The following is a 25,104-nucleotide window of genomic DNA, read 5'->3' as shown; positions in this document are numbered from 1 at the left end:
GGAATACATATGGCTATTAATAAACCTTACAAAGAGGTGCCAGGTACCATTATATTTGACGCCGATATGGCGCGTTTAGGTTTTCACTTAAATCAATTTTGCATGTCGTTGATGAAAGCGCCAAATCGGAAGAAATTTAAAGCAGGTGAGAAAGTCTACCTTGATGAGTGGCCAATGAGCGAAGCACAAAAAGAAGCGGTTATAGCACGTGATTACAACAGAATGATGAGCCTAGGCGGCAATATTTATTTTCTTGCAAAAATATTTTCTAGCGACGGTATTAGTTTTCAAGCCGCAGCATCAACGATGACGGGGATGACACAAGATGAATACGCGCAAATGATGCTATCAGGGGGTCGTGCACCCGACAGCAGTAATACATTAAAGAAAGGAAGTTAATCATGGCCAAAATAAATGCAGGTGTTGCTACATCACATGTTCCGGCTATTGGGGCTGCTATTGATAATGGCATAACAGATAATGAGTATTGGAAACCATTATTTGAGGGTTATGATTACGCTAAAGAGTGGATAAAAAAGCAAAAACCAGACGTTGTATTATTAGTATATAACGATCATGCAACCGCGTTTGACTCTAATTTAGTCCCTACCTTTGCGATTGCAACGGGTGAAGAGTTTAAGCCAGCCGATGAAGGATGGGGGCCACGTCCTGTGCCAAATGTAAAAGGCTATCCTGAATTTGCTTCACATATTGCTCAATCTGTTATTCAAGACGATTTTGACTTAACTGTCGTCAATACTTTAGATGTTGATCATGGTTTAACGGTCCCGTTATCACTGATGTTTGGTCAGCCTGAAAATTGGCCGTGTAAAGTTATTCCTATTGCAGTAAATGTAGTGCTTTATCCAACCCCATCTGGGCAGCGTTGTTACAATTTAGGTAAATCGTTACGTAAAGCTGTAGAAAGTTTTGATGAAGACCTGAATGTACAAATTTGGGGGACGGGCGGCATGAGCCATCAATTACAGGGACCGCGTGCAGGTTTAATTAATAAAGAATTTGATAATGCTTTTTTAGATGACATTGTTGATGATGCTGAAAACTTAGCCCTAAAACCACATCTTGAATACATTAACCTAGCTGGCTCTGAAGGCATTGAGCTTATTATGTGGCTCGTAATGCGTGGTGCGCTCAATGATGAGGTTGAATTAAAGAAGCGTCATTATCATGTACCCGCATCTAATACTGCTGTTGGTCATCTTGTTTTAGAAAATAAATAACCTGGAGAAATTTTATGAAAGTAATTGTTGTTGGACCAGGCGCATTTGGAATTAAGCACCTTGACGGTATTAAAAATATCGACGGTGTTGAAGTGGTAGCACTTGTTGGTCGTACGCTAGAAAAAACTCAAAAAGTGGCTGATGAGTATGGCATTCCACAGGTTTTTACAAGCTTAAATGATGCGCTTAAAATTGACGCAGATGCAGTTATTTTATGTACACCTACTCAGCAACACGCTGCGCAATCTATCCAATGTATGGAAGCGGGTAAGCATGTGCAAGTTGAAATCCCATTAGCAGATAGCTGGGAGAATTCATTAAAGGTAGTTGAGGTACAAAAGCGCACGGGGCTGACTTGTATGGTTGGGCATACTCGGCGCTTTAATCCATCACATCAATGGGTTAATAATAAAATAACGGCTGATGAGTTTAGTATTCAGCAAATGGATGTACAAACGTACTTTTTCCGTCGTAAAAATATCAATGCTAAAGGCGAGGCCCGGTCGTGGACTGATCACCTTTTATGGCACCACGCTGCGCACACTGTTGATTTATTTGCTTATCAAGCAGGCGCTAAAGTGGTTAAAGCGAATGCTATTCAGGGACCAATTCACCCAGAGCTTGGTATTGCTTTAGATATGTCTATTCAATTACTAGCTGAAAATGGTGCAATTTGTACCTTATCATTATCGTTTAACAATGATGGGCCTTTAGGAACATTTTTCCGCTATATTGGTGACACAGGAACATACATAGCACGCTATGATGATTTAGTGGATGGCAAAGAAAATGCGATTGATGTCTCCGCTGTTGATGTATCAATGAATGGTATTGAGCTGCAAGATAGAGAGTTTTTTACTGCTATAAAAGAAGGTCGCGAGCCTAATTCAAGTGTGGAGCAGGTACTTGATTGTTATCGGGTGCTTCACGACTTAGAGCAGCAATTAAATAATCAATAATTAATCGCAAAGGAGGGCGTATGAATAAGCGTAAAATTAATGGTCATAGCGTTAATCCAATTGGGTTGGGCTGTATGAACTTGAGCCATGCCTATGGGAGTCCTCCCTCAGATGAAGCTGCAATTAATTTATTACACGCAGCGATTGATTTAGGTGTTGAGCATTTTGATACTGCCGCTTTGTATGGATTTGGTAAAAATGAAGCCCTACTAGGTAAAGCTTTAGCTCCACACCGAGATAAAATTTTTTTGGCGAGCAAATGTGGTATGGCGGGCGTTAATGGCAAGCGTGTTATTGATGGGCGTCCACAAACGCTTCGATCAACAATAGAGGCGTCTTTAACTAGTCTAAATACAGAAGTTCTAGATTTATATTACTTACATCGTATGGATAAATCTGTGCCGATTGAGGAGAGTGTTGGCGAGCTCTCGCGCTTAGTTGGTGAAGGAAAAATTAAAGCAATTGGCTTATCTGAGGTATCAGCCGAGTCAATAATGCGAGCAAATAGCGTACATTCGATTGCAGCAGTGCAAACAGAGTATTCGTTATGGACGCGTAATCCTGAAATTGCAGTCCTCGAAACATGTAAGCATATAGGGGCTGCTTTTATTGCATTTTCACCATTAGCGAGAGGCTTCTTAACTGAGCAGGTTACCAGTCTAGAGGTACTAGTTGAAGGTGATATTAGACGTGGTATGCCACGCTTTAATGAACCTCATTTTAGCAAAAACAAGCAATTGTTAAGTGCATTAAAATCTATCGCACAAAGCACAAATTTAACACTGGCTCAATTGTGTTTAGCCTGGGTCCTTCATCAAGGTGAGCATGTTCATGTTATCCCTGGCACACAGAATAATGCACATTTAGCCGATAATGTAAGTGCTGAAAAAATTGTACTGTCAGCAGAGCAGTTAACGCAACTATCAGCTTTATTCTCACCGTTCTCAGTTAGTGGTCCGCGTTATCCTGAAGCAACTCAAGCGGAAATAGACACCGAAGAGTTTTAAATGTAGCAATTAAGGTTTTTCGTTTTGAGCTTATTACTAAATGATTTACTCACCCCGCTTTATGCGGGGATTTTAATTGCATCCGCTTTTTTTGGATCATTTATTACCGCCGCATTTGGTGCAGGAGGCGGCTTATTACTACTGCTTTCAATGGCCTCTATACTGCCTATGTCAATTGTTATTCCCGTTCATGGCCTTGTTCAGTTAGGCTCTAATGCGACTCGTGCAATAGCAACGTATAGATACATTGACCTAGATATGTTGGCTTATTTTTCAGTAGGGGGGCTGTTTGGTGCTGTGCTATCGACTACTGTAGTAACACAAATAGCACTTGAGCCGATGAAAATTGTGTTGGCAATATTTATTTTTTATTTGTTGTGGGGCCCAAAGCCTAAATTTAGTGGCACATCACCAAGCGTGCGCTTTATTGCAGGGTTAAGTACTGCCTTTCTCTCTGTATTTGTTGGCGCTAGCGGCCCAATTGTAAGCAGTTACTTGTATACAAACGAGTATGAAAAATTAAAATTTACGGCAACATTTTCAAGCTGTATGGCACTTCAGCATGTATTAAAAGCGGGAGTTTTTAGTGTTGTTGGATTTGCATTTTTTAATTGGCTGCCTTTAATTTTTTGTATGGTTATTAGTGGTGTGTTCGGAACGTTTGTAGGTTTACATGTATTAAATAAAACTCATGGAGCTAACTTTAGAAAGGTATTACGACTTATCTTGAGCTTTTTATCTCTGCATTTGATATGGCAAGGCGTCCGTTATTTTTATAATTAGTTGGGATAATATAAATAATACCCCCTCGCTGTCACTCATTTTCAGCGAAAGGGTATTAACAACCTAGTTAACCTAAAATCGGGTCAGTTATATTGCTTTAGCTAAAGCAATATGGGAGTCGCGCATAATTGCAGAGTGCTCAGCTTTGTCGCCTCCTTCTATTTCAATTTGAGCAAGTCGACCTGAGTTTTCAACAACAAGCTTACAACGCTCCCAACGACGCTCTTTAAAAGCGGTTAGTGCGTGTTCTAACTGAGCATGCTTAGTTAGTTCATCAGCCAGTACAATAGCGTCTTCAATACCTATACATGCACCCGACGCTAAATGAGGTGTCGTTGCATGTACTGCATCGCCAATAAGTACGATTCGGTTTTTATGCCATGCTTCTTTAACTAATAGCCCTTCAAGTGGTCGGTAATCAATTTTAGAGTTTTCATTTAGGTGAGCATGTATTTCTTGTACTACCGGTGCTGGAAATTTGGCTACAAGTGCTTTTAATAAAGGTAAAAAGTCTTTTGGTTCAATATAATTATTTTCAATTTTATCCTCTGTAACAAACATATACATTTCGTTTTTCGACATAGGGTTAACCCCTACTTTAATATGTTCGCCTACCCACATTACCGTGTTATCAATGCCTTCAAGGCGAGGCAGTACGGCTCGCCATACACCTTGGCCTACAAATTTAGGCTTTTCAGCTTCAGGGAATGTGACTTGTCGTACTTTTGAGTACAAGCCATCAGCACCAATAATTAGGTCATATGTTTTTGTTGTGCCATCGGTAAAGGTTACTGTTGCACCATTTTCGTCTTGTTCAATAGATGAAAATGTACAGCCAAGCCTAACATTGGCATTGGTTTGTTTCGTTTTATTTGCCAAAATTTGTGCAAGTGCTGGTCGCATTATAGCGCCCGCTTTTGGAATATTAGCATTAGCCATTAATGGCGTTGGTATATGGGCCAGGTGCAAACCATGTGGGGCATATATATCTAACCCTTCATGGGCACTGCCTTTTGCTAAAAACTCTTCTAAAATTCCAAGTTGTTGAAAAGCTCGAATTGTAGCTCCACCTAAACTGATCCCAGCCCCTTCTGCTCGCCAGTTAGGATCAATTTCGACCAAATCGACAGCAATATTTTTTTTCTCAAGTTCGATGGCTGCCGACATACCAGAGAAGCCACCACCAATTATTAATACATTAGAAATACACGGGTTCATTTTAGAACTCCTTTATTGTTGTTTTATCCACCCAAATTTCATTGTGTTGGTGAATATCTAATTCAATGTTTGTTAAGGCCTGATTTTTACATGGCCCTTGTGTGCAAATACCAGTGCTAATTTCGAATAAAGCGCCGTGAGCAGCACAGACTATTTGATCACTTTTTGAATCTAAGTATTTATCTTTTTTCCAAGGTAATGTGGTATCACCGTAGTGAGGACAGATATCTTTATAGCCATAATACTCCCCATTTTTATGAACTATAAAGAGGCTGTCGCGCCCTTGATTAAGAGGGTCAAAGCCTTTAGCTTGACCCTCTGTAATATCGCTTTTATAGGCGATAAATACTTTACTCATGATTACTCTGGTTTACCGGGAGGTGGGCCCATTGGTGCCCACTTTTCGCGGTACTGAAGCAAGAAAGCTTGCGAATTATCAGCACCCGGCATTGCTTCTCGTGCAGTCCATTCATCATCGTGTAAATCCATATCAGCATCATATTCAATGTTGCAGCCAAACGGACTTTTGAAGTACCAAAACCAGTTTGATCCGAATATATGACGACCTGGCCCCCAAAAGCTTTGATAGCCTTTATTAACTAAGGCAGTACCTGCCTGAGAAACTTCTGTTGGTCCGCTCATATGAAAAGTGAAATGCTCAATACCTTGCATGTGTGGCGGGGTATTTATAAAAAATAATGTGTGGTGATCGTTGGTACCGGCAGGGCGCATAAAAGGACCTACATGGGTAAAACGATCCGTAGTAATAAAGCCTAAACGCTGTGCGTAAAAAGCTTCAGCTTTAACGGCATCCGGTACAAAATACACAACATGAGAAAGGCTACGAGGCTTTGCCTTGAAGTCTGTATTAATACCAATATTGTTTACAGCACGGTTGTTTTCACACCCTGGCGCGTTGACTTTTTCTGCTGGTAGATTCTCGAGCGATTGCCGTATGGTCACTTGAAAACCAATAACAAACCCTAAATCGTCAACAGATTCGATACTGCCATCGTCTAAAGTTGTTACTGTTCGGTCTTTTTCAAGCTCTGTTTTTAAAGCATCTATTGTATGCTGATCTTTTACACCGTAAATTGTTTTACGCAGCATTGAACCAGTAGCAAGAGGATTCGGTAATGAGCTGTCATCTGCTTTTTTAATCTCAATACCTGTGCCATCAAGAGCAACAAATCGTGTTTCAGTTTTTTGTGTTAAGCCATAATCTAGTGCGAACTGCTTACAACTCTCGGTGTCTTCAACACCAAAAACAAGCGTATCGGGGCCAATAATATTCATGGTGTGATCCTTATTGTTTTTTTAATTCGTTAAATGTTTCAGCTACCCAATCAGCTATGTACTGACCCGCGTTTGAACTGTTGTCGAAGCTAGAGTGCTGTACACCACCTTCTCGTTCTGTAAAGATTTTTAGCTCACGCTTAGGGCTATTGACTAGTTGCTCAAAGGTGCGCTCGGCCCATTTAAGTGGAATTTGCGAATCTTTAGCGCCGTGAGTGACTAAAAATGGCACTTTAATTTTTTCAATTTGACCATCAAGGTGGACGTTTTCAGCAATTTCCATGAAATCATCCATATTTTTTGCACCCCAAACCCATTGCACATGTGCCCAGTAATGAGGTACGGGGAAGTCACCTTCTTTTTCTAAGCGACGTTTTTGAACGTCACGCCAATCGTGGTTTGCACCCCATACACAGCCTAGGGCAAGTCTCGGTTCATTCGCTACCGCACGAGGGCAGTAATAGCCACCTAAAGAGACACCTTCCATGCCAATTAGCTTGCTATCTACTTCATCATGTTGTTCTAACCAATCAACAACAACACTTGCCCAATGCTCAGTGTCAAAACGAGCATGGAAGTCTTGTAGCTTTAACGCTTCACCTGTACCTGGTTGATCTAAAACAAGTGATGAAACGCCACGTTCTGCTAACCATTGTGGTAAACCAACGCGATATTTCATTTCCTTTGATGAATCTAGGCCGTTTATTTGTATAAGAATAGGGGCAGGGCCTTTAACGCCTTTGGCTTTGACATAAAGAGCACTAAGGTGTTTGCCTTCATAAGGAATTTCCACGCGTTCACAGTTTTCGTGACCCAGTTCGATTGATTTTTGAAAAAGCGAAAGTGAACGTTTATACAGCTCTGTTCTTCCCGAGGCGCCATGTGCTTGAATGCGTTCACAGGTTATAAGGTAGGTTGCAGCGCGATTATATTTGTACCCTGCAGAAAGCAGTCTGCCGCGTTCTAGATCTTCTTCAGCAAGACCACATAGTTTATCGGCCATTTTAGCCCACGTGTCTCTAAATGCTTGAACGCCTTCTTTATCTGGTGATTTTGCAGCCTCTTGTAAAGGGCCACACATTTCTTCGATTTCGCCAATGCGAGCGCCCATTTCGATAGCTAAATTTACTGATAAATTCCATACATAATTCGTCGGGAAATACTTAAACATAATAACCTCTTAATAAATTAATGTGTTGTGCTCAACTACTTTTCTAGAAATGCGACAGCTCTGACAAAACCTGCTGAGGCATGTTTAATTTTGTAAGGAAAACATGAAACTAAAAAACCACTACTTGGTAGTGATGCTAAGTTTGCTAGCTTTTCCATTTGCCCATAACCAATGTCGCGACCCGCTTTATGGCCTTCCCAAATGATTGATGGGTCGCCGCTTTCTTCGAAACGTTGTTTAGTGAATTTAAAAGGAGCATCCCAGCTCCAAGCGTCGGTACCCACAACTTTTATACCGCGCTCTAAAAGATACAAGGTGGCTTCGCGGCCCATACCAACACCAGCATCAAGGTAACCAGGCTTACCGTAAACAGAGCCTGCACGGGTATTGACTAAAACGATGTCTAACGGCGATAAGGTGTGATTAATTCGGGCTAGCTCTTTTTCAACGTCTAGGGCAGTAATTACATAACCATCAGGGAAATCTCTAAAATCTAATTTAACACCGCGTTGAAAACACCACTCCAAGGGCAACTCATCAATACCAAAGGCTGGTTTTCCACCATCTGTGGTAGAGGCATAGTGCCATGGTGCGTCCATGTGAGTGCCACTATGAGTGGTGATCTCTAAACGTTCAGCCGCCCACGATTCATTCCCTGGGAGTTGATCTTTTTTTAAACCAGGGAACATTGATGACATTTCTGGCCAACCTTGTTGGTGGTCGGTATACTCGATTTTTGGTAATAATGGCGGTGGATCGGTATAGGGGTTATTCTCAAGCGTTACCGATAAATCGATTAATGTGTATTGTGATGGATTAAACATGTGTATTCTCCATTATGGCTTCTTGTTTTATATCTCCAAATATTGACTTGCCCTGCGAATCTAGTACTCGCATATGAACTGTTTCGCCAGATTGTAAAAAGTCTGTTTGTGGTTTGCCTGTGGCAATCATTTCCTTAGCACGTAGCTCTGAGATACAGGCATGTCCTTTACTAATATCTGCGTTAGAAACAGTACCTGAGCCAAACACGGTGCCCGCTTTAATAGGGCGAGTTTTAGCGACATGGGCAATTAATTCATGAAAACCAAAAAACATCTCTGTGCCATCAGGCGCACCAAACCATTTGTCGTTACGGTAAACTTCTAGTGGCAGTGAAATACGACCATTACGCCAGTTTTCACCAAGCTCATCAGGGGTAATAGCAAATGGTGCGAAGCTGGTAGGGCCTTTAGCTTGTACAAAGCCAAAACCTGTTTTCATTTCTCTTGGCCCGAGTGCGCGATAGCTGATGTCGTTAAGCATGACTATTAGACGTATTTTCTCAAGTGCAAACTCTGGACTACTCCCCATTGGGATGTCACCGACCATCACGCCAAATTCGCCCTCAAAATCAAGACTAACTTCGTTACTTGGAGCTGCAATTTTATCATTAGCGCTAAGAAAGCTATCGCCAGCACCTTGATAAACAAGTGGATAAATATCAGCATCTTCGATTGGGTCCAGATGAAATGCTTGCTGCATCAACACGCCATGATTTAAAAAAAGTGAACCGTCTAACCATTGCCAACTACGTGGTAAAGGGGCCATTAATTGAGTGTTACACACTTTATTAATGCCTGTTAGCTCAAGTGCGTTAAGTGCCTCGTAGCGAAGTAAAAGCTTATCTTGTATAGCAGGCCATAAATCTAGTGCCTCTTGGAGCGTGCCGGCTAGGTCGCTAATGTCTACGTAGTCAGTTAGATCCTTTGAGACTAATACAAGCTGACCATCTGGTTTTGAATTATTAATTGTTGCAAATTTCATTGTGTGTCCGCAGATGTTGTTAAACTTTGGTTTAAGTCATATTAATACTTCATTTGCAATTGATGAAATTGAATGTTTAGATAGGTTGTATCAATAATTTTAATACTTAAAAATAATCAAAATTTAAAAATCAGCAGTGGGCCAATGTTATGAGATTTGAGCATTTAGATTTAAATTTACTGGTTGCATTAGATGTTTTACTAGAAGAAAAAAACATAACCAAAAGCGCTAAGAGACTGCATTTATCGCAGTCTGCTATGAGCAGTATTTTGGGTAGAGCACGTGCCTTTTTCGAGGATGACTTGTTGGTGCAAGTTGGTAAAACTATGCAACCGACCCCTTTTGCGCTTGAAGTTCAAGTACCAATTACTGAAGTACTGACAACCATTAGAGGCGGGATTATTGGTAAGCGATTTAATGATCCATTAAAAAGTGAACGTCATTTCAAAATTGTTGCATCGGATTATGTTATTCAAGTTCTGTTTTCTAGTATTTTAACCGAGCTTGCTACGTTAGCTCCATTATTGACGTTTGAGTTTTTATCGCCGTTTTCGCATGAAGTTAATATACTTACCAAAGGAGGAGCCGATTTATTTATAGCACCGGAATCGGTAATGCTTGATGGTTACCCTAGTTCATTACTTATGGTTGATGAACTTGCATGTGTAGTCGATATGGATAACAAGTTAGTTGCTGGTGATGTAATTTCAGCTGAACAAGTTGGCAGTATGGGGCATGTGTCGGTAGGTTTTGCACGAACAAGTCATTTAAGTATTGAAACATGGTTAACGGAGACGATGGGAGGAAGTCGAAAAGTTGATATTATTACAAATGACTTTTCTACTATGATTTATACTTTGAAGGGGACTCAACGCGTAGCTATTTTACCCAAAAAGTTTGCCAATATACACGCACAAAAGCATGGTTTAAAGGTCGTTTCATTTCCCTTTGATACACCCCTTTTAGTTGAATCAATGATGTGGCACCCTACACTTAATAACGACCCTATACACCGGTGGTTAAGAGAAAAAGTAATTTCTACTGCACAAAACTTATAAAAAAGTCGCCTTAATAGGCGACTTATAGTTTTATATAATTAGGTCAGTGCTTTAATTCATACCGATTCAAATCTTGAGCTATTGATATCGTCCCTTTGTATTCACCTTGCACTTGCTTGGTATAAAAGTCGATTTCCTCTGAAGTATCTAACCCTGGCGCCATATGAGTAATGACGAGTTTTTTTACGTCTGCTGCTTTAGCCAGCTCACCGACCTGCTGAGGAGATAAGTGATGCTTTGAAAGGTGCCTATGAATACCTTTAAATTTTTTCTCTGGCATACGAGGATTCGTTTTCTTAATTTGATTAACGGTATGATCAATATCCATCATCTCACTAACTAATAAATCAACGCCGTTTGCGAGTTTTTCTACGGCCTTACTAGGGCCCGTGTCACCAGTGTAAACAGCAGTATAACCATCATCCAGTGTAAACTTAAACGATAAAGCTTGAAACTTGTTCCATTCGTCACTGCCTTTTGGCCAGCTATAATGAGTGTTTCTAATTACATTTAGGGTAAAGTCATCAAATTTAATATCTGAGCCATCTTGAACCTCAATTACTTTAATATTGTTATTTGCAGGAGCTGGAACTTGACCAGGAACACCATAATGACCTAATGCACCGTAAGTCATGTATTTAAAAATACCATCAACGGTTTGCTGAGTACCTGGCGGGCCATATATAACAAGCTCATTATTAGCACTTGTTTGCCACCTTAAGCTAATAATTGCAGGCAAACCACCTGTGTGATCAAAGTGAAGGTGACTTAAAAATATAGCATCCACATCCTTTATATTAAGTCCTGCTTTTGCTAATTGCCCTGCAGTTCCATCACCCGCATCTACTAAATAGGTATTACCATTAACAAGCATCGCATTAGCTGGTTGAGAGTGTTTTGCATTAGGAATAGGGCCTGCCATCGTACCTAGAGTTATCCACTCATTTTTTGTTTCGCTTGCGTTACCGTTAAACGTAAATGCTAAACAGCCTATAGATAGAAATAAATTAAATAAAATACTACTTTTTTTCATTGTGTGTGCTCTCTTAATAGAAGTCATATTTAAATGTAATGCCGTATGTTCTTGGTTTTTCATAGGTTGATACCATGGTGTTGCCACCATTAGCAAATAACTGTGATGTTGCTTTTATCTCTTCGTCAGTTATGTTTCTCACATATGCGAGAATTGACCACTTATCATTTGCTGAAAATAATTGCATAGAAGTGTCTAAGGTAATAACATCTTCAGCACGCTGTGATGGTAAGAAGTCAAAGCCAACCCAACGTTCGTCGCGGTAACGAGCATCAAAAGACACCGATGCCGAATAACCATTATTAAACTCTAAGTAATGGTTAATACTTGCAGTTAAAGAAAGTGATGGCGAGTTTCTGCCTTCCTTACCTGAACAGTTGACATTATATGTGGGCTCCCCATCAGTCATGCTTATTACCGTTGTGTCACAACCAGTCACAACATTTACAGCTTCGTCTGGCGTTTTTTGAAGGTAACTAAACTCTTCAATCTCATTTTTTAGGTATTGAATATTACCTTTGATTCGTGTTGCTTCAGTCAGTTGATAAAGAATATCAACTTCAACGCCTTTAATACTTGATTGACCTATATTTTCAGTAAAGAATGCAGAATTACCATTACCATCAATACCAAAGTGACTTGCCTGTTGATCTTCATAATCCCAAATAAATGCCTCAGCATTGATTTGTAAATAATTATCTAAAAATCTATTTTTAGAACCAAATGTCCATGCATTTATATACTCAGGTAAAAACTCTTCACGACCTGCTGTTGGACTAAACCCTCCTGAACGATAGCCTGTTTCGTAACTAGTGTAGAGTAAATTACTATCAGCAATATCGTATTCTATTGCTGCTCGATACGTTATTTCGTCATTTTCTTGAACACGGTCAATTTGTGTTTGGTTAATGAAAAGCAAGTTTGCACGCAGGTTATCTGGCGCACCAGGAAACAACGGAATTTGGCCATACGGAACAGGACCTCGATTAGCTATAGGAGCTCCTTCTGGCAAATCCGCTGGATCAATAGATGCAATTGTTTCTGCAACAGTTGCACCAACAGGAATAACTGGCGCACCGTCACAATTAGGGATTTCTGGTCCGCCAGGGTAGGCTGGTAAATCTCTAATACATAAATTTAGAAATACATCCGCTTGTCCCTTAAATTCTTTTTTATCTTTGGTCCAACGCACAGCACCAACGAGTCTAAGATCATCAGAGATGTGATATTTACCATGAACAAAAAACGCGGTTGACTTTGTACTGGAGTTTTCAATATCTTGCGTTGATTGCAAGCTGTATTGGTTAAATGAGGCTAGACCATCAACTTTTTCATCAAAGTAAAAGCCACCCATAATTAAATCAAGCGCCCCTACGGTTGTAGAGAAACGAGCTTCTAAACTAGATTGCTGGTGATTTTCTTGATTAATAGCTGCTTGGAAAGCGGGATTATTAAATAAAACGTCAACCGTATTCTCTCTATAAGCCGGAATAATTGTTAGATCACCCAATGATGTTGCAACGTTTAACTCTGCCGACACCCCCATATACTCGTTGTCTATATAAGGGTCATATAGGGGAGTGATAGAAGTAAATGCTGGCGAGGTTATTTGGCCTGTGTAGTATTCAACTGCAGCTGGTGTACCTGGGCCTGTATGAGGAGCTGATACGTTATCTGGAGCAGGATTGAAGTTGTAACCTGGAATATTTTTTGGGTGGTTATTACTTCCTTGGAGTGGGAATCCGTAACTACCTTCAAATGAAGGTGAATTACCATTGCCTTTTGTTGTTGAGTAATCTGCAGTGACGGTAAGGTTTACATCTTCTGAAAACTCACCAAATAAACGTGCGCGGAATGCGGTATCATCTGTTGCCGCTGTACCATCATCGTTGTAGCCGTCATTTTTAGTTTTGCCAATCGCAAAACGAGCTGCCCAGTCATCGCTTATTGGTAAATTGACAGCACCAGAAGCTGTTATTGTTCCATAGTTAGCAGCACCAATAGAAATATTGCCAAATGTCTCACCAAGTTCAGGTTTTGTTGAAATAACATTGATCGCACCCGCTGTTGCATTTCGGCCATAAAGAGTGCCCTGAGGTCCCTTTAAAACCTCTATACGTTCTACATCTAAAAATGATGCCGTTGTGGCTGTTGGGCGCCCTAAAAATACACCGTCTACGTTAAATGCTAAAGCAGCATCTGTGTATGCATTTACAGCAAAGTTACCAACGCCTCTGACAAAAAATACAGTATTAGAGCCGCCACCAGAGACAACATTGAGTGCAGGTGATATTTTATTAAGCCCTGTTGCATCGGTAACACCGATGCGTGATAGTTCTTTACCTGTTGCGGCATCAATAGGTACAGCCACATCTTGTAAACTTTCTGTTTTTCTAAGTGCTGTAACCGTTATTAACTCAATACCACTATCTGCTTTAGGTTCTGTAGTTTTTTCGGCAGTTTGAGCCGAAATAGCTAAAGGTGCTAAACATGCAGTCAGAATACATGAACGTAAATACGATTTGTTCATAGTTCTATCCTTATAATTGTGTGTGTAAAAGCGTTTTACTAATCACTTGTTAATACAAGTGACGAGATTGCGATGTGTGTGCAACGCAAAAGTAAAGATAAAGTAAAAACTGCATATCAAGTTAATTGATTTTTATGATTGAAGTTACCTATTTCATAGATACATGAGAGAACTAGGCACTCTAGCGAGGAAAGGTGATAAAAAAGGTAATTGCAATTAACTATTTATTTACGTGATACATTCTATCTAAATATTAAATTCTACAATTGGAAACTTTCAACACATAGTGGAGCCTTCGGGTTTGTATTTAATGACTCGACAACACACTAAGCAAAACACACAATAATTAAAGGAAGTTTTTATGAATACTATCTCGCCCACTGTGGCTTCTACTAAACACGGTATTATTTTAATTTTAGCGGCTATTATGCCTGTTATGGCAGTCATCTCCCTTGTTCCTGTGCTGCCTATGTTACTTGAAGAGTTTAAGCATATTAGTGGTTATGAGGTTTTAGTGCCTATTGCTATGACTATTCCTGCACTCTGTGTTGCTGTATTCTCTCCAATTGCGGGTTCTCTTTCTGATAAGTTTGGCAGGAAGTCGCTCCTTATTTTTGCTCTGTTAATATACAGCGCTGTTGGGGTATTACCTTATTTCTTGGAAAGTTTATCTCATATAATAGTATCTCGTATTTTTTTAGGTATTACAGAAGCGGTTATTATGACAATTGCTACCGCATTAATTGCTGACTACTTCATAGGAAAAGAAAGACAAAAATGGATTTCTATACAAATAGCGTCAGTGAGCTTAAGTGCTATTTTTCTCATTGCACTTGGCGGTATGTTGGGTGAAGTATTGGGTTCAAGAGGCCCATTTGTTTTATACTTACTTGCCTTGCCTGTTGCTTTGCTGGTTGCTTTAAACTTATTTGAACCTAAAGTAAGAGCAAATGAAGACAAACAACTCACGGGATTCCCTGTAAAAAAAGTACTGCCTCTATTATTTATAACACTATTTGTTGGTATTATTTTTTATTCTATGATTGTAAAACTAGGTGAAGTACTGTCGATTAGTCAGGCAGTGACGCCCGCAATTATTGGCGGAATAGGAGCTTTAGCAAATATAGGTGTTGCATTAGGTGCATTTTGTTACGGAAAAATTAAGCATATCTCAGGGCCACTTTTATTATGTGTTGGTTTTGGTTTAAGTGCCTTTGGTTACTTTGCAACAGCAGTGTCTTCTTCAATTGTAATTTCATCAATAGCTATTTTTATTGGTTGCTTGGGTTTTGGCTCTTTATTACCAACGACTTTAACATGGGTATTAAAGCTACTCCCTGAAAATGTACGTGGTAAAGGAACTGGGATGTGGACGGGTATGTTCTTTTTAGGTCAGTTTACAGCACCTATTGTTGTAACTTTACTTCAAAAAACATTGGACTCTTTGAGTGCTGTGCTTGTGCTAATTGCTATTTGTTGTGCAATTGCATCGCTGGTCGCTGCACTAAAAAGTAAAGGTGCAAGAGATTTAAAGTGTGATGATACAAATAAGGCACCTGTTTGAACATTCAATGGGCCTAAATTCAATCTCTTAACTCTAATGAATAGAGCTTAATTGTTTCAAGCATTGATTTAGCCGCGATAGATAAAGACGTGATAGGTTTAGAAATAACGCCTACACGTCTTGCAATAATAGGGGAATTTATTTCTCTGCATATTACGCCTGCTTCTAATGCTTGCTCTTTGCAAAGTGCAGGTACAACAGCCACTCCTAAATTATTACTCACCATCCTTATAACAGTCGCTAACTGGTGCGCATCAAATGCAGGGTTGAGTGCAATGTTATGCTGCGAGAGAGTGTCTTCAATTAGCCCTCTGACAGAAGAGGGACTTTGCAGAGTAATTAACTCAAACTTTAGTAGCTCCGACCAACTAATACTATGGCACTTAGCAAGCGGATGAAATTGAGGTAAAACCACAATAAATTGATCGTTATACAGCGGATGAAATACTAAGTCACCATTATGTTTAGGCTCAAATGAAATACCGAGTTCCACCAAGTCAGCATTTACCAAGTCAATAACCGTATCAGATAACACATCGTCCACTGAGAGTTTTATGTTTGGGTACTTTGTATGAAAACGCTTAATTATTTTTGGCAAAATTGAACTGGCAAAAGAGGGCATGGCTGCGATAGATGTATGCCCAAGATCCAGTGCAAATCGCTTTTTCATCTCTCGTTCTGCTGCGTCTATTTGGTTTAATAAGTTTTTAGCGACAGGTAAAAATGCTTTACCTTCTTGGGTGAGTACTAATGTACGTGTTGTGCGAGTTAATAATTTACCGCCCAAGCTCTCTTCTAAATTTTTGATACTTAAACTAAGCGCGGGTTGCGATAAGTGTAATTTAGCTGCGGCTTCTACAAAGCTTAGGCTGGAAGCCACCTGCGTAAATGCCTTCAATTGTTTTATATTCATTTATAAGAAAAACTAATTAATAAAACATAATTATAAAATTAACTATATCTTGCTTTGTTGTCAAACTAATAAACACATTCTTAATTTGGACTTAAACAATGGCTGGATTTAATAAAGTAGTAATTACGTATTCTCAAGCGCTTGAAGGACTTGAAGACGGTATGACCGTTTTAGCTGGTGGCTTTGGCTTATGTGGTATACCTGAAAATTTAATCAAGGAAATTAGTAATAAAGGCACAAAAGAGCTAACGGTCGTATCAAATAACTGTGGCGTTGATGACTTTGGTTTAGGGTTGCTGCTTGCAAAACGACAAATCAAAAAGATCATTGCCTCTTATGTTGGCGAAAATGCAGAGTTTGAGCGACAAATGATGTCTGGTGAACTGGATGTTGAATTGACCCCTCAAGGCACATTAGCCGAAAAAATACGTGCCGGTGGTGCCGGTATTCCTGCCTTTTTCACCGCAACGGGTTATGGAACTCCAGTTGCACAAGGAAAAGAAGAACGTAACTTTAATGGTAAAACTTACATCTTAGAAGAGTCGATTAAAGGTGATTTTGCCATTGTTAAAGCTTGGAAAGCTGATACATATGGTAATTTAGTTTATCGAAAAACAGCACGTAATTTTAATCCTTTAGTTGCAACAGCTGGCACAGTTACGGTTGTTGAAGTTGAAGAAATTGTTGAAGCAGGGCAATTAGATCCCGATGAAATTCATACCCCTGGGATATATGTGGATCGGGTTATTAAAGGTTCATTTGAAAAACGTATAGAACAACGCACAACTCGTGCTAAACAAGTTCAAGGAGTGTAACAATGGCTTTATCCCGAGAGCAATTAGCAATGCGTGTTGCGCAAGAACTACAAGATGGATACTACGTAAACTTAGGTATTGGTATTCCAACGCTTGTTGCTAACTATGTCCCTGAAGGTATTGAAGTAATGCTTCAATCTGAAAATGGCTTATTAGGCATGGGTCAATTTCCAACAGAGCAAGAAATTGATGCTGATTTAATTAATGCCGGCAAACAAACGGTGACTATGGCAACCGGCGCCTCTGTTTTTGATAGTGCAGAGTCGTTTGCCATGATCCGTGGCGGGCATGTTGATTTAACCGTATTAGGTGCCTTTGAAGTAGATGTGAATGGTAATATTGCGTCTTACATGATCCCCGGGAAGTTAATTAAAGGGATGGGAGGTGCTATGGACTTAGTGGCGGGTGCCGATAACATTATTGTCACTATGACCCATGCATCAAAGCATGGTGAATCAAAGTTATTAGCAAATTGTACACTGCCGCTAACTGGTAAGGGCTGTATTAAAAAAGTGCTAACTGATCTCGCTTTTATGGAAATTAAAGACGGTAAATTTCATTTGTTAGAAAGGGCGCCGAATGTCTCGGTAGAAGATATTCAACGGTTAACAGCAGGTGAGCTTGTTATTCCTGAGCATGTACCCGAAATGGACTTGCCCGAGGTGGTAGCATGAAGGCTGTTATTGTTGCTGCAAAAAGAACCGCAATTGGTGGTTTTGGACAAAGTTTATCAAGCCTATCAGCTATTGAAATAGGTAGTCAGTTACTTAAAACCGTTCTTGATGAAACACCGCAAGTAAAGCCACACATTGAGGAGGTGATTTTAGGGCAGGTGCTAACAGCTGGTTGTGGCCAAAATCCAGCAAGGCAGACAGCACTTAATGCCGGACTACCTATTAATGTGTCTGCTTTTACTATTAATCACGTATGTGGCTCAGGACTAAAAGCGGTGCAATTGGCTGCGCAATCAGTTCTTTGCGGTGATGCTAAAATGGTGGTTGCTGGTGGGCAAGAAAGTATGTCTCAGGCGGCGCACGTATTACCCAATAATAGAGTACCTAAAAAATTAGGTGACTTATCTTTGGTTGATAGCCTGATAAAAGATGGTTTGTGGGATAGTCGCGAAAATATACATATGGGAATTACAGCTGAAAATATAGCTGAAAAATTTGCTGTTTCTAGAGCGGAACAAGATGAATTTGCAGTTCATTCACAGCAAAAAGCAGCAAATGCTATTAGCAGTGGTTTATTCAAAGATGAAATTGCCCCTATTTATATTGCAAAACGTGGAGGCGATATCCAGAGTTTTGATGTTGATGAATCAGTAAAAGCTGATACACAAATTATAAACCTTAGTAAGCTTAGGCCTGCGTTCAAAAAAGACGGTTCAGTTACTGCTGGAAATAGTTCGACTATTAACGACGGCGCAGCGATGGTGGTGGTTACTACAGACGAGTATGCAAAAAAGTTAAACTTACCTATTTTAGCTGTGATTGAAGCTACCGCTTGCGAAGGTGTTGAGCCGCTTTATATGGGGGTGGGGCCTATAGCCGCTACGCAAGCCGTGTGTAAAAAAGCGGATTGGCAAGTCGGTGATATTGATTTAATTGAGGCTAATGAGGCATTTTCAGCCCAAGCGCTGCATGTAATTAATGAATTAGGGCTTGATCCTAAAAAATTAAATGTAAATGGGGGGGCGGTAGCTTTAGGCCACCCCATAGGTGCTTCAGGTTGTCGTATTTTAGTCTCGCTGATATATCAAATGCAGCGAGCTAATAAAACAAAAGGGTTAGCAACACTTTGTATTGGTGGTGGTATGGGCATTGCTATGTTGGTTTCGCGTGAGCGCACAAAGGCTTAATAAGTTGTAATATTTAAAGGCCGTCTTTATTAGCAAGCTTCATACCTTACAGAATATGGCTCATTCAATGTGTAAGAGTGAGTAACACTCCTGCGCAGGTTATTTATTTGCGTGCGAAATAACAGTGAGTATGTTTTTAAGCTCTGTTCGGTGATAGTTTCGATCGTAACCGAGTGTTGCTTGTGCATGCTCACGCATAATTCCTTCTGCACGACCACCTTGGCGAGAAAGCATTGCATGAAATACGTGGTGATGTTGCTGATGGGCAAATGCAAAGCGTTTAAACTCTTTTTGCATATTATTTTTGTCGATGGCAAGCGCGCTTACCGATGCAAATGGTAGGTGCTCATTTTTAGATAGTGCAGCCTGGATAGCCAAGTTACCCGACGCTTCAATAATTAGTAGATGAAAACGGCGGTTCATATCATGGTAGGTTGCTAAGTCATCTTCAGTTAGCTCGGCCCCTTCAAATAATAAATCACCACAAGTAAGCAGGGATTGCATTTCATTTTTTTGTTCTTCATTAAGGCCGTTTTCAGCAGCTTGTCGAGCAGCTAGGCCTTCTAATACTCCTCTTACTTCAATAGCGCCTTCAATTTCAATTGGTGAGACTGAGCGAACTTCGTAGCCACGCCTAGGAAGTTTGGTCAACAAACCTTCTTGTTCAAGTGTTCTAAATGCAATTCTTACAGGCGTTCTTGAAACACCTAGACGTTCAGAAGTGGCAATTTCAACGAGCCTTTCTCCGGTTTTTAGTGCTCCAGTTAAAATCATTTGTCGCAATGTGGTTACTGCATTTTGGCCTGACTTAGTCATAAAAAATTACCTTAATTACTTTTTAAACTGGATCCAATTAAGAATCTACACTGCATATAGTCATTGAAATAGTGTGAATTTACAACTAAAGCGTGACTAAAAGTGCAAAAAATAAAATTATATGGATCCAATTTACGCATGTTTGTTTTATTTATCTGGATTATTAGTTTATATTGGATCCAATGACAACAAAAACACAACAGGAGATCAAGGTATGGCTAAGCAGACCTTTATTAAAAATACATGGTATGTGGCGGCAATGAGTGATGAAATCAATCACAATAAACCACTCGGCCGAAAAGTGTGTGATCAAAGTATTGCTTTTTATCGTCAGGCGGATGGAAAAGTAGCTGCGGTGCTAGATTTTTGTCCACACCGTGGAGCAGCTTTATCTTTAGGATATGTTGAGGACGGCTTGCTTGTATGCGGCTATCATGGTCTAAAAATGGGTGAGGACGGTAAAACAAAAGAAATGCCGCTGCAACGAGTGCAGAAATTTCCGTGTATGAAGTCATTTGCAGTTGAGGAGCGCTTTGGCTTTATCTGGGTTTGGCCTGGTGATAAAGAGGCTGCAAATACAGATCTTATCCCACACTTACCTTGGGCTGAAGATGATACTTGGGCCTATGGGGGGGGGTTGTATCATATAAAATGCGACTATCGTTTAATGATCGATAATCTAATGGACTTAACTCATGAAACCTACGTTCATGCTAGTAGTATAGGTCAAAAAGAAATTGATGAGTCTCCGGTGCAAACTGAAGTAGAAGGCGATAAAGTTTTTTGTCGCCGTTATATGGAAAATATTATGGCACCGCCATTTTGGCGAACTGCTCTGGAGGGTAATGGGCTTGCATCGGATACACCAGTAGACCGTTGGCAAATTTGTCGCTTTATGCCGCCATCACATGTAATGATTGATGTGGGTGTAGCACATGCTGGTTATGGTGGTTTTGATGCACCAAAGAATAAAAAAGCGAGCAGTACAGTGGTTGATTTTATTACTCCTGAGACTGAAAATACGATGTGGTACTTTTGGGGGATGGCACGTAACTTTAATGCTCAAGACGTTACATTAACTGATAAAATTAGAGAAGGGCAAGGCAGTATTTTCCAAGAAGATTTAGAGGTATTAGAACGTCAGCAGCAAAATCTGAAGAGTTTCCCGCAATTTGATCTTTTAAAGCTTGATATAGATGCCGGTGGTGTTCAGTCGCGACGTATCATTGAGCGTTTAATCGATAAAGAAATAAATGCGAAAAATATATCTACAGACGAGCTACCACTCCAATCAGTAACATTTTAACAAAGGGAATTAAGATGATTTCAGTTATTGTTAAAAATGTGGTCATTGAGGCAAAGGCGGTTGTGAGGCTCGTACTTGGACGCGCTGACAATGTGAATTTGCCACCATTTGAGGCAGGTGCACATATTGATATAAAGCTACCAAATGGTTTGCTTCGTCAATATTCTCTATGTCGGTTACAGTGCGACCCTCGTTACTACGAAATTGCAGTATTAAAAGATCCTCAATCTCGTGGTGGCTCAGCGGAGGTGCATAACCTAAAAATAGGCGATAGAGTCGAAGTAAGTGAACCTAAAAATCACTTCTCATTGCTGAAGCCAAAGAAAAATACATTACTGATTGCGGGTGGAATAGGGGTTACGCCATTAATAACGATGGCTCAAACATTACATAGTTTGGGGACACCTTTCGCATTTCACTATTGCGCTAAATCTTCTGAAACTGCAGCATTTGTTGAAGCATTAAAATTAGGGCCGTTTAGCGATAAAATAGTGTTTCACTTTAGACAAGAATTGCAATCGGGTCGTATGGATGTAGAACAGGTGCTAGGTGAGCATATTCGTGGTACTGACTTGTATATATGTGGGCCTGCTGAGTTTATAACATATGTATTAACTCAAGCTCGTTTGCTAGGTTGGTCTGAGGAGAGATTACATCGAGAGTACTTCGCCGCACCAGTGGTTGCTGAAAATGTTTTAGAAGACACGTCATTCACTGTAAAAATTGCTAGCTCAGGTAAACAGTTTACTGTAGGCGAAGGGCAGTCTATCTCTCAAGTGCTAGAGGTTAATGGGATATTTATACCAGTTGCGTGTGAATCAGGAGTTTGTGGCACTTGCCAAACTGGTGTAGTGGAAGGCAATCCGGAACATCGCGATGTTTTTTTAACAGACAAAGAAAAAGCACAAGGCAAGTTGATTATGCCGTGTTGTTCAAGAGCAAAAACAGGGTCCATAACACTCGATTTATAAATACACTTACACGTATAAAACGATTTATAATTACTTTTATACGTGTAACCCGTATCAGCAACGCATAATTTAGGCTTTCCCACGAAATGCCGAGATACAGCTTGCTAGAATTACAAAGCCTAAAGACACGTTAAACGCGAGTGAAATTGTACTCATTAAAGCATGACTATGTTGCGCTGAAAACGTGCTGTCCCCTAAGTAATAATGCACAATTAAATTTACCAAGCTCATTCCAAATAAATTACCAATTGTTCGTGATAAATTCATGGAAGAAGAGGCTACGCCTAACTCATTCTTATCTACAGCACCCATAATTGCATTATTGTTAGGCGTTGAGAATAAGCCAAAGCCAATACCTAACAATAACAGTGAGCCACTAATGTATGTGATACTTGAGTCCATAGATAACAGTGATAGTAAAAAAAAGCTGACCATAACAATTATACAGCCAAATGTAGCTATTATGCGTGGCTGTAATTTATCTGAAAGTTTACCGGACAATGGTGCCATAATGGCCATAGAAACCGCTTGCAGTAACACGATTTGGCCAGCATGAGAAGGACTTAACCCTTTAATATACTGCAGATATAAGCTTAACAAAAAAGCCAATGAAAAATTACTGGCGTACATTAAAAACGATGTAGACAGCGATAAGCTAAATACTCTGCTTTCTAAGAACATTTGTACTCTGATTAGTGGTCGCCTGCTTTTACTTTGGTGAATAATAAATAATCCTAAGCTTATTACCGAAAGTAATGTTAAACCCCATCCAGTCATAGTGGGTAAATCACTGAGTCCTAATACTAAACATATTGCAAAGAGTGAGAAAAGCGCAGTACCCCACCAGTCAAACGAGGATTTTTTATCGTTTTTCCACTCACCATGTAAAAAAAGTTTAATAGCAAGTAGTAGCAGAAGGACAAGCGGAATTTGAGAGTAAAATACAGCCCGCCATCCCCATATTTCGGTGAGCCAACCGCCTATTGCAGGGGCTGCACTTAAGCCTATATACACACACGCTGCAGAGGTGCCCAGTGCCATGCCTCTTTTATTATTTGGCGTAATAGAAGTAATAATTGCAACACCAATACCAAAAATCATGGCACCTGCAGCGCCTTGTACAAAACGCCAAAAAAGTACCCATTCAATTGATGACGCAATAGCACACATCAGTGATGCTAGTGCATTTAGGCCTAAACCAAATGCATATACTCGTTTTCGACCATAGTTATCGGCTATTTTCCCGCAAGGCAGCATAAATATCACGCTACTAAGTAAGTAAAGGGTCGGCATCCAACCAATCATTTTAGCGCTTGCTTGTAAATCCTCGGCAAGATTTGGAATAGCTATGTTGACGCCGGCCATGCCGAGAGGTCCGATAATAGATCCGCTGCATACAATTATAAGCGCGATGTTAGTAATAGGGAGTTTAAACAAATATGATCCTTAAACGCATAGACTATAAAAATAATAAAAGGTGGTGTTTGAGAACATGGGTTTTTTAATGCGTTTATTATTGCTAATAGCAACAGAGGTAGCAAGCTTGTCTACTAAGTATCTACGTAATTTTTAATTAGCGTATTTTTGGTCCAATATGATGAGGTATTACTTTGTAGGCCATTGAAAAAGTAATACCTCAGTTTGAGTTAATATAATTAAAACAAGCCTTTAAGCTTCACATAAGCGCTTAATTATTCGCCTAGCGTGATTTGCACCGGTATCAACATGGATATCAATCATAGGTTGCCCTTTAAAGTGCTTCATTGATTTGTGTTGCGCTTCAATAACCACTTTGTCTTCATTGAACGTGTAACGAGTTTGTTCTACTACTTTTTGTTTTACGTTTTCAATATCAGTTGTTGGGTTTGTTGATATAGTCCAAAAATAATGACATGTTTCTTCTGTCTCTGGAGTTATGCAATGTAAGCCACGCATATGAAAGCCGCCACGGTTAGGGTTAGTTACCGATTCACTGTTTGCGTCAATACCGCCAGTCCATATCCTTAAATGTGATGGATAGAATTCAATTTCTTGCCAGCGATCTATTTTATCTTTAAATGGATAAGCAGCTGTATATGTTGGTGGCGGGGTTGAATTTGGCATGTAACGTTTTACGGTCACTTTATCACCTATAGCTTCTACATCCATTTGTGCATGCATATGCGTTTTAGCGTCACCACCAATCGTTTTAAGGTGTACGTAACCTAAGTGGCTAAGATCAAGTAAATTGTCATGTATGAGTTGAAATGGTGCTTGGTAGTGATATACATCACCATCGTAAACATATTTTTCGTCAGAATGATAAAGGTAGCGAGGTGGGTCTTGATCAGGGGTTGAGCCTTGCTCTGAACCAAACCAAATCCAAATTAAATCATCTTGCTCTTTAAGTGTAAAAGGCGTTACTTTTGCTTTTCTTGGAACTTTTTTTTGCCCTGGTACTTCAAGACATTGGCCTTGGCCATTAAATAATAGACCATGATAACCGCATCTTAATCCTTCTTTTTCAAGTGTTCCCATCGATAAAGGTAGTTGGCGATGGCAACAACGATCTTCAAGTGCGCTAGCATGGCCTTGTGCATCTCTAAATAAAACTATAGGGGTGTTTAATAAAGTGCGAGCTAGTGGCTTGTCGGTTAACTCTTTGCTTAGTGCTGCTAAGTACCACATGTTAAGAGGAAAGGGGGTTTTAGTGTCCGAATTAGTTTGTGTATGTGTGGTCATAAGTGTCTCGTGTAAAGTCTAGTGTTAAAATTTTC

General features: G+C 39.9%; 24 protein-coding genes. 12 read left to right on the top strand and 12 right to left on the bottom strand.

What is annotated here, in order from left to right:
* Positions 1–9 precede the first annotated feature (9 nt).
* Genes ligA through H5118_RS03800 form a run of 5 tightly spaced genes read left to right on the top strand, consistent with a single transcriptional unit; the run spans position 10 to position 3,990 of the window.
* Complete coding sequence (gene ligA / locus H5118_RS03820; RefSeq protein ID WP_154903787.1) at positions 10–399, top strand: protocatechuate 4,5-dioxygenase subunit alpha; 390 nt, start codon at positions 10–12, stop codon at positions 397–399.
* 2 nt (positions 400–401) lie between these two features.
* Positions 402–1,241, top strand: coding sequence for a class III extradiol dioxygenase subunit beta (locus tag H5118_RS03815; protein WP_154903788.1), 840 nt, complete (start codon positions 402–404; stop codon positions 1,239–1,241).
* A 14-nt stretch (positions 1,242–1,255) separates the two neighbouring features.
* A complete protein-coding gene (locus H5118_RS03810) occupies positions 1,256–2,200 on the top strand; it encodes a Gfo/Idh/MocA family oxidoreductase (RefSeq protein WP_182681164.1) in 945 nt (314 codons plus the stop codon).
* Positions 2,201–2,220: 20 nt separating this feature from the next.
* Positions 2,221–3,207, top strand: a complete 987-nt coding sequence (locus H5118_RS03805; protein ID WP_182734037.1) for an aldo/keto reductase — start codon at positions 2,221–2,223, stop codon at positions 3,205–3,207.
* Between the two features lie 24 nt (positions 3,208–3,231).
* Positions 3,232–3,990 carry a sulfite exporter TauE/SafE family protein gene (locus tag H5118_RS03800; RefSeq protein WP_182747854.1) on the top strand — a complete coding sequence of 253 codons (759 nt, stop codon included), beginning with the start codon at positions 3,232–3,234 and terminating at the stop codon, positions 3,988–3,990.
* Between the two features lie 87 nt (positions 3,991–4,077).
* Here the strand turns inward: H5118_RS03800 and H5118_RS03795 are convergent, their stop codons facing one another.
* Genes H5118_RS03795 through H5118_RS03770 form a run of 6 tightly spaced genes read right to left on the bottom strand, consistent with a single transcriptional unit; the run spans position 4,078 to position 9,481 of the window.
* Positions 4,078–5,208, bottom strand: coding sequence for an FAD-dependent oxidoreductase (locus tag H5118_RS03795; RefSeq protein ID WP_182681167.1), 1,131 nt, complete (start codon positions 5,206–5,208; stop codon positions 4,078–4,080).
* A gap of 1 nt (position 5,209) precedes the next feature.
* Positions 5,210–5,566, bottom strand: a complete 357-nt coding sequence (locus H5118_RS03790; RefSeq protein ID WP_182747852.1) for a Rieske (2Fe-2S) protein — start codon at positions 5,564–5,566, stop codon at positions 5,210–5,212.
* Between the two features lie 2 nt (positions 5,567–5,568).
* Positions 5,569–6,504, bottom strand: a complete 936-nt coding sequence (locus tag H5118_RS03785; RefSeq protein WP_154902988.1) for a VOC family protein — start codon at positions 6,502–6,504, stop codon at positions 5,569–5,571.
* Between the two features lie 10 nt (positions 6,505–6,514).
* A complete protein-coding gene (locus H5118_RS03780) occupies positions 6,515–7,675 on the bottom strand; it encodes a S9 family peptidase (RefSeq protein WP_154902989.1) in 1,161 nt (386 codons plus the stop codon).
* A gap of 35 nt (positions 7,676–7,710) precedes the next feature.
* Positions 7,711–8,499, bottom strand: coding sequence for a cyclase family protein (locus tag H5118_RS03775; RefSeq protein ID WP_154902990.1), 789 nt, complete (start codon positions 8,497–8,499; stop codon positions 7,711–7,713).
* Complete coding sequence (locus tag H5118_RS03770) at positions 8,492–9,481, bottom strand: fumarylacetoacetate hydrolase family protein (RefSeq protein ID WP_182747850.1); 990 nt, start codon at positions 9,479–9,481, stop codon at positions 8,492–8,494. Before H5118_RS03770 ends, H5118_RS03775 begins: the two co-directional genes overlap by 8 nt.
* 149 nt (positions 9,482–9,630) lie before the next feature.
* Here H5118_RS03770 and H5118_RS03765 point away from each other — a divergent pair, with 149 nt between their 5' ends.
* Positions 9,631–10,539 (top strand): LysR family transcriptional regulator, encoded by a 909-nt coding sequence (locus tag H5118_RS03765; RefSeq protein ID WP_154902992.1) that lies wholly within the window; start codon positions 9,631–9,633, stop codon positions 10,537–10,539.
* A 43-nt stretch (positions 10,540–10,582) separates the two neighbouring features.
* Here H5118_RS03765 and H5118_RS03760 read toward each other — a convergent pair whose 3' ends face one another.
* Together H5118_RS03760 and H5118_RS03755 are read right to left on the bottom strand one after the other, a co-directional pair.
* On the bottom strand, positions 10,583–11,572 hold the full coding sequence (locus tag H5118_RS03760; protein ID WP_182695754.1) for an MBL fold metallo-hydrolase: 990 nt from the start codon (positions 11,570–11,572) through the stop codon (positions 10,583–10,585).
* 13 nt (positions 11,573–11,585) lie between these two features.
* Positions 11,586–14,102: a TonB-dependent receptor gene (locus H5118_RS03755; protein ID WP_154902994.1), complete on the bottom strand. Its 2,517-nt coding sequence runs from the start codon at positions 14,100–14,102 to the stop codon at positions 11,586–11,588.
* A gap of 361 nt (positions 14,103–14,463) precedes the next feature.
* Here H5118_RS03755 and H5118_RS03750 point away from each other — a divergent pair, with 361 nt between their 5' ends.
* A complete protein-coding gene (locus tag H5118_RS03750) occupies positions 14,464–15,666 on the top strand; it encodes an MFS transporter (protein ID WP_154902995.1) in 1,203 nt (400 codons plus the stop codon).
* A 19-nt stretch (positions 15,667–15,685) separates the two neighbouring features.
* Here H5118_RS03750 and H5118_RS03745 read toward each other — a convergent pair whose 3' ends face one another.
* The gene (locus H5118_RS03745) at positions 15,686–16,579 is read right to left on the bottom strand and encodes a LysR family transcriptional regulator (RefSeq protein ID WP_182734027.1); all 894 of its coding nucleotides are present in this window, start codon (positions 16,577–16,579) and stop codon (positions 15,686–15,688) included.
* 98 nt (positions 16,580–16,677) lie between these two features.
* Here H5118_RS03745 and H5118_RS03740 point away from each other — a divergent pair, with 98 nt between their 5' ends.
* The 3 genes from H5118_RS03740 to H5118_RS03730 are packed head-to-tail and all read left to right on the top strand — an operon-like array spanning position 16,678 to position 19,255.
* A complete protein-coding gene (locus tag H5118_RS03740) occupies positions 16,678–17,394 on the top strand; it encodes a CoA transferase subunit A (RefSeq protein ID WP_182747848.1) in 717 nt (238 codons plus the stop codon).
* 2 nt (positions 17,395–17,396) lie between these two features.
* Positions 17,397–18,068 carry a 3-oxoacid CoA-transferase subunit B gene (locus tag H5118_RS03735; RefSeq protein WP_182716394.1) on the top strand — a complete coding sequence of 224 codons (672 nt, stop codon included), beginning with the start codon at positions 17,397–17,399 and terminating at the stop codon, positions 18,066–18,068.
* Positions 18,065–19,255, top strand: a complete 1,191-nt coding sequence (locus H5118_RS03730) for an acetyl-CoA C-acetyltransferase (protein WP_182747846.1) — start codon at positions 18,065–18,067, stop codon at positions 19,253–19,255. The genes H5118_RS03735 and H5118_RS03730 overlap by 4 nt, the downstream gene beginning before the upstream one ends.
* Positions 19,256–19,354: 99 nt before the next feature.
* Here the strand turns inward: H5118_RS03730 and H5118_RS03725 are convergent, their stop codons facing one another.
* On the bottom strand, positions 19,355–20,071 hold the full coding sequence (locus tag H5118_RS03725) for a GntR family transcriptional regulator (RefSeq protein ID WP_182747844.1): 717 nt from the start codon (positions 20,069–20,071) through the stop codon (positions 19,355–19,357).
* Positions 20,072–20,285: 214 nt separating this feature from the next.
* Between H5118_RS03725 and H5118_RS03720 the strand changes: the two genes are divergently transcribed.
* Together H5118_RS03720 and H5118_RS03715 are read left to right on the top strand one after the other, a co-directional pair.
* The gene (locus H5118_RS03720) at positions 20,286–21,377 is read left to right on the top strand and encodes an aromatic ring-hydroxylating dioxygenase subunit alpha (RefSeq protein WP_182724897.1); all 1,092 of its coding nucleotides are present in this window, start codon (positions 20,286–20,288) and stop codon (positions 21,375–21,377) included.
* A 14-nt stretch (positions 21,378–21,391) separates the two neighbouring features.
* On the top strand, positions 21,392–22,348 hold the full coding sequence (locus H5118_RS03715) for a PDR/VanB family oxidoreductase (RefSeq protein WP_182747842.1): 957 nt from the start codon (positions 21,392–21,394) through the stop codon (positions 22,346–22,348).
* Between the two features lie 69 nt (positions 22,349–22,417).
* Here the strand turns inward: H5118_RS03715 and H5118_RS03710 are convergent, their stop codons facing one another.
* Together H5118_RS03710 and H5118_RS03705 are read right to left on the bottom strand one after the other, a co-directional pair.
* Complete coding sequence (locus H5118_RS03710; RefSeq protein ID WP_404936168.1) at positions 22,418–23,770, bottom strand: MFS transporter; 1,353 nt, start codon at positions 23,768–23,770, stop codon at positions 22,418–22,420.
* 246 nt (positions 23,771–24,016) lie between these two features.
* The gene (locus tag H5118_RS03705) at positions 24,017–25,069 is read right to left on the bottom strand and encodes an aromatic ring-hydroxylating dioxygenase subunit alpha (protein ID WP_058429815.1); all 1,053 of its coding nucleotides are present in this window, start codon (positions 25,067–25,069) and stop codon (positions 24,017–24,019) included.
* Positions 25,070–25,104 lie beyond the last annotated feature (35 nt).

The organism is Pseudoalteromonas sp. SR41-1, from assembly GCF_014164015.1.
GTDB classification, from domain to species: domain Bacteria; phylum Pseudomonadota; class Gammaproteobacteria; order Enterobacterales; family Alteromonadaceae; genus Pseudoalteromonas; species Pseudoalteromonas distincta.
The sequence above is the reverse complement of the archived record's forward strand: the minus strand, read 5'-3'. Positions and strand labels throughout refer to the sequence as shown.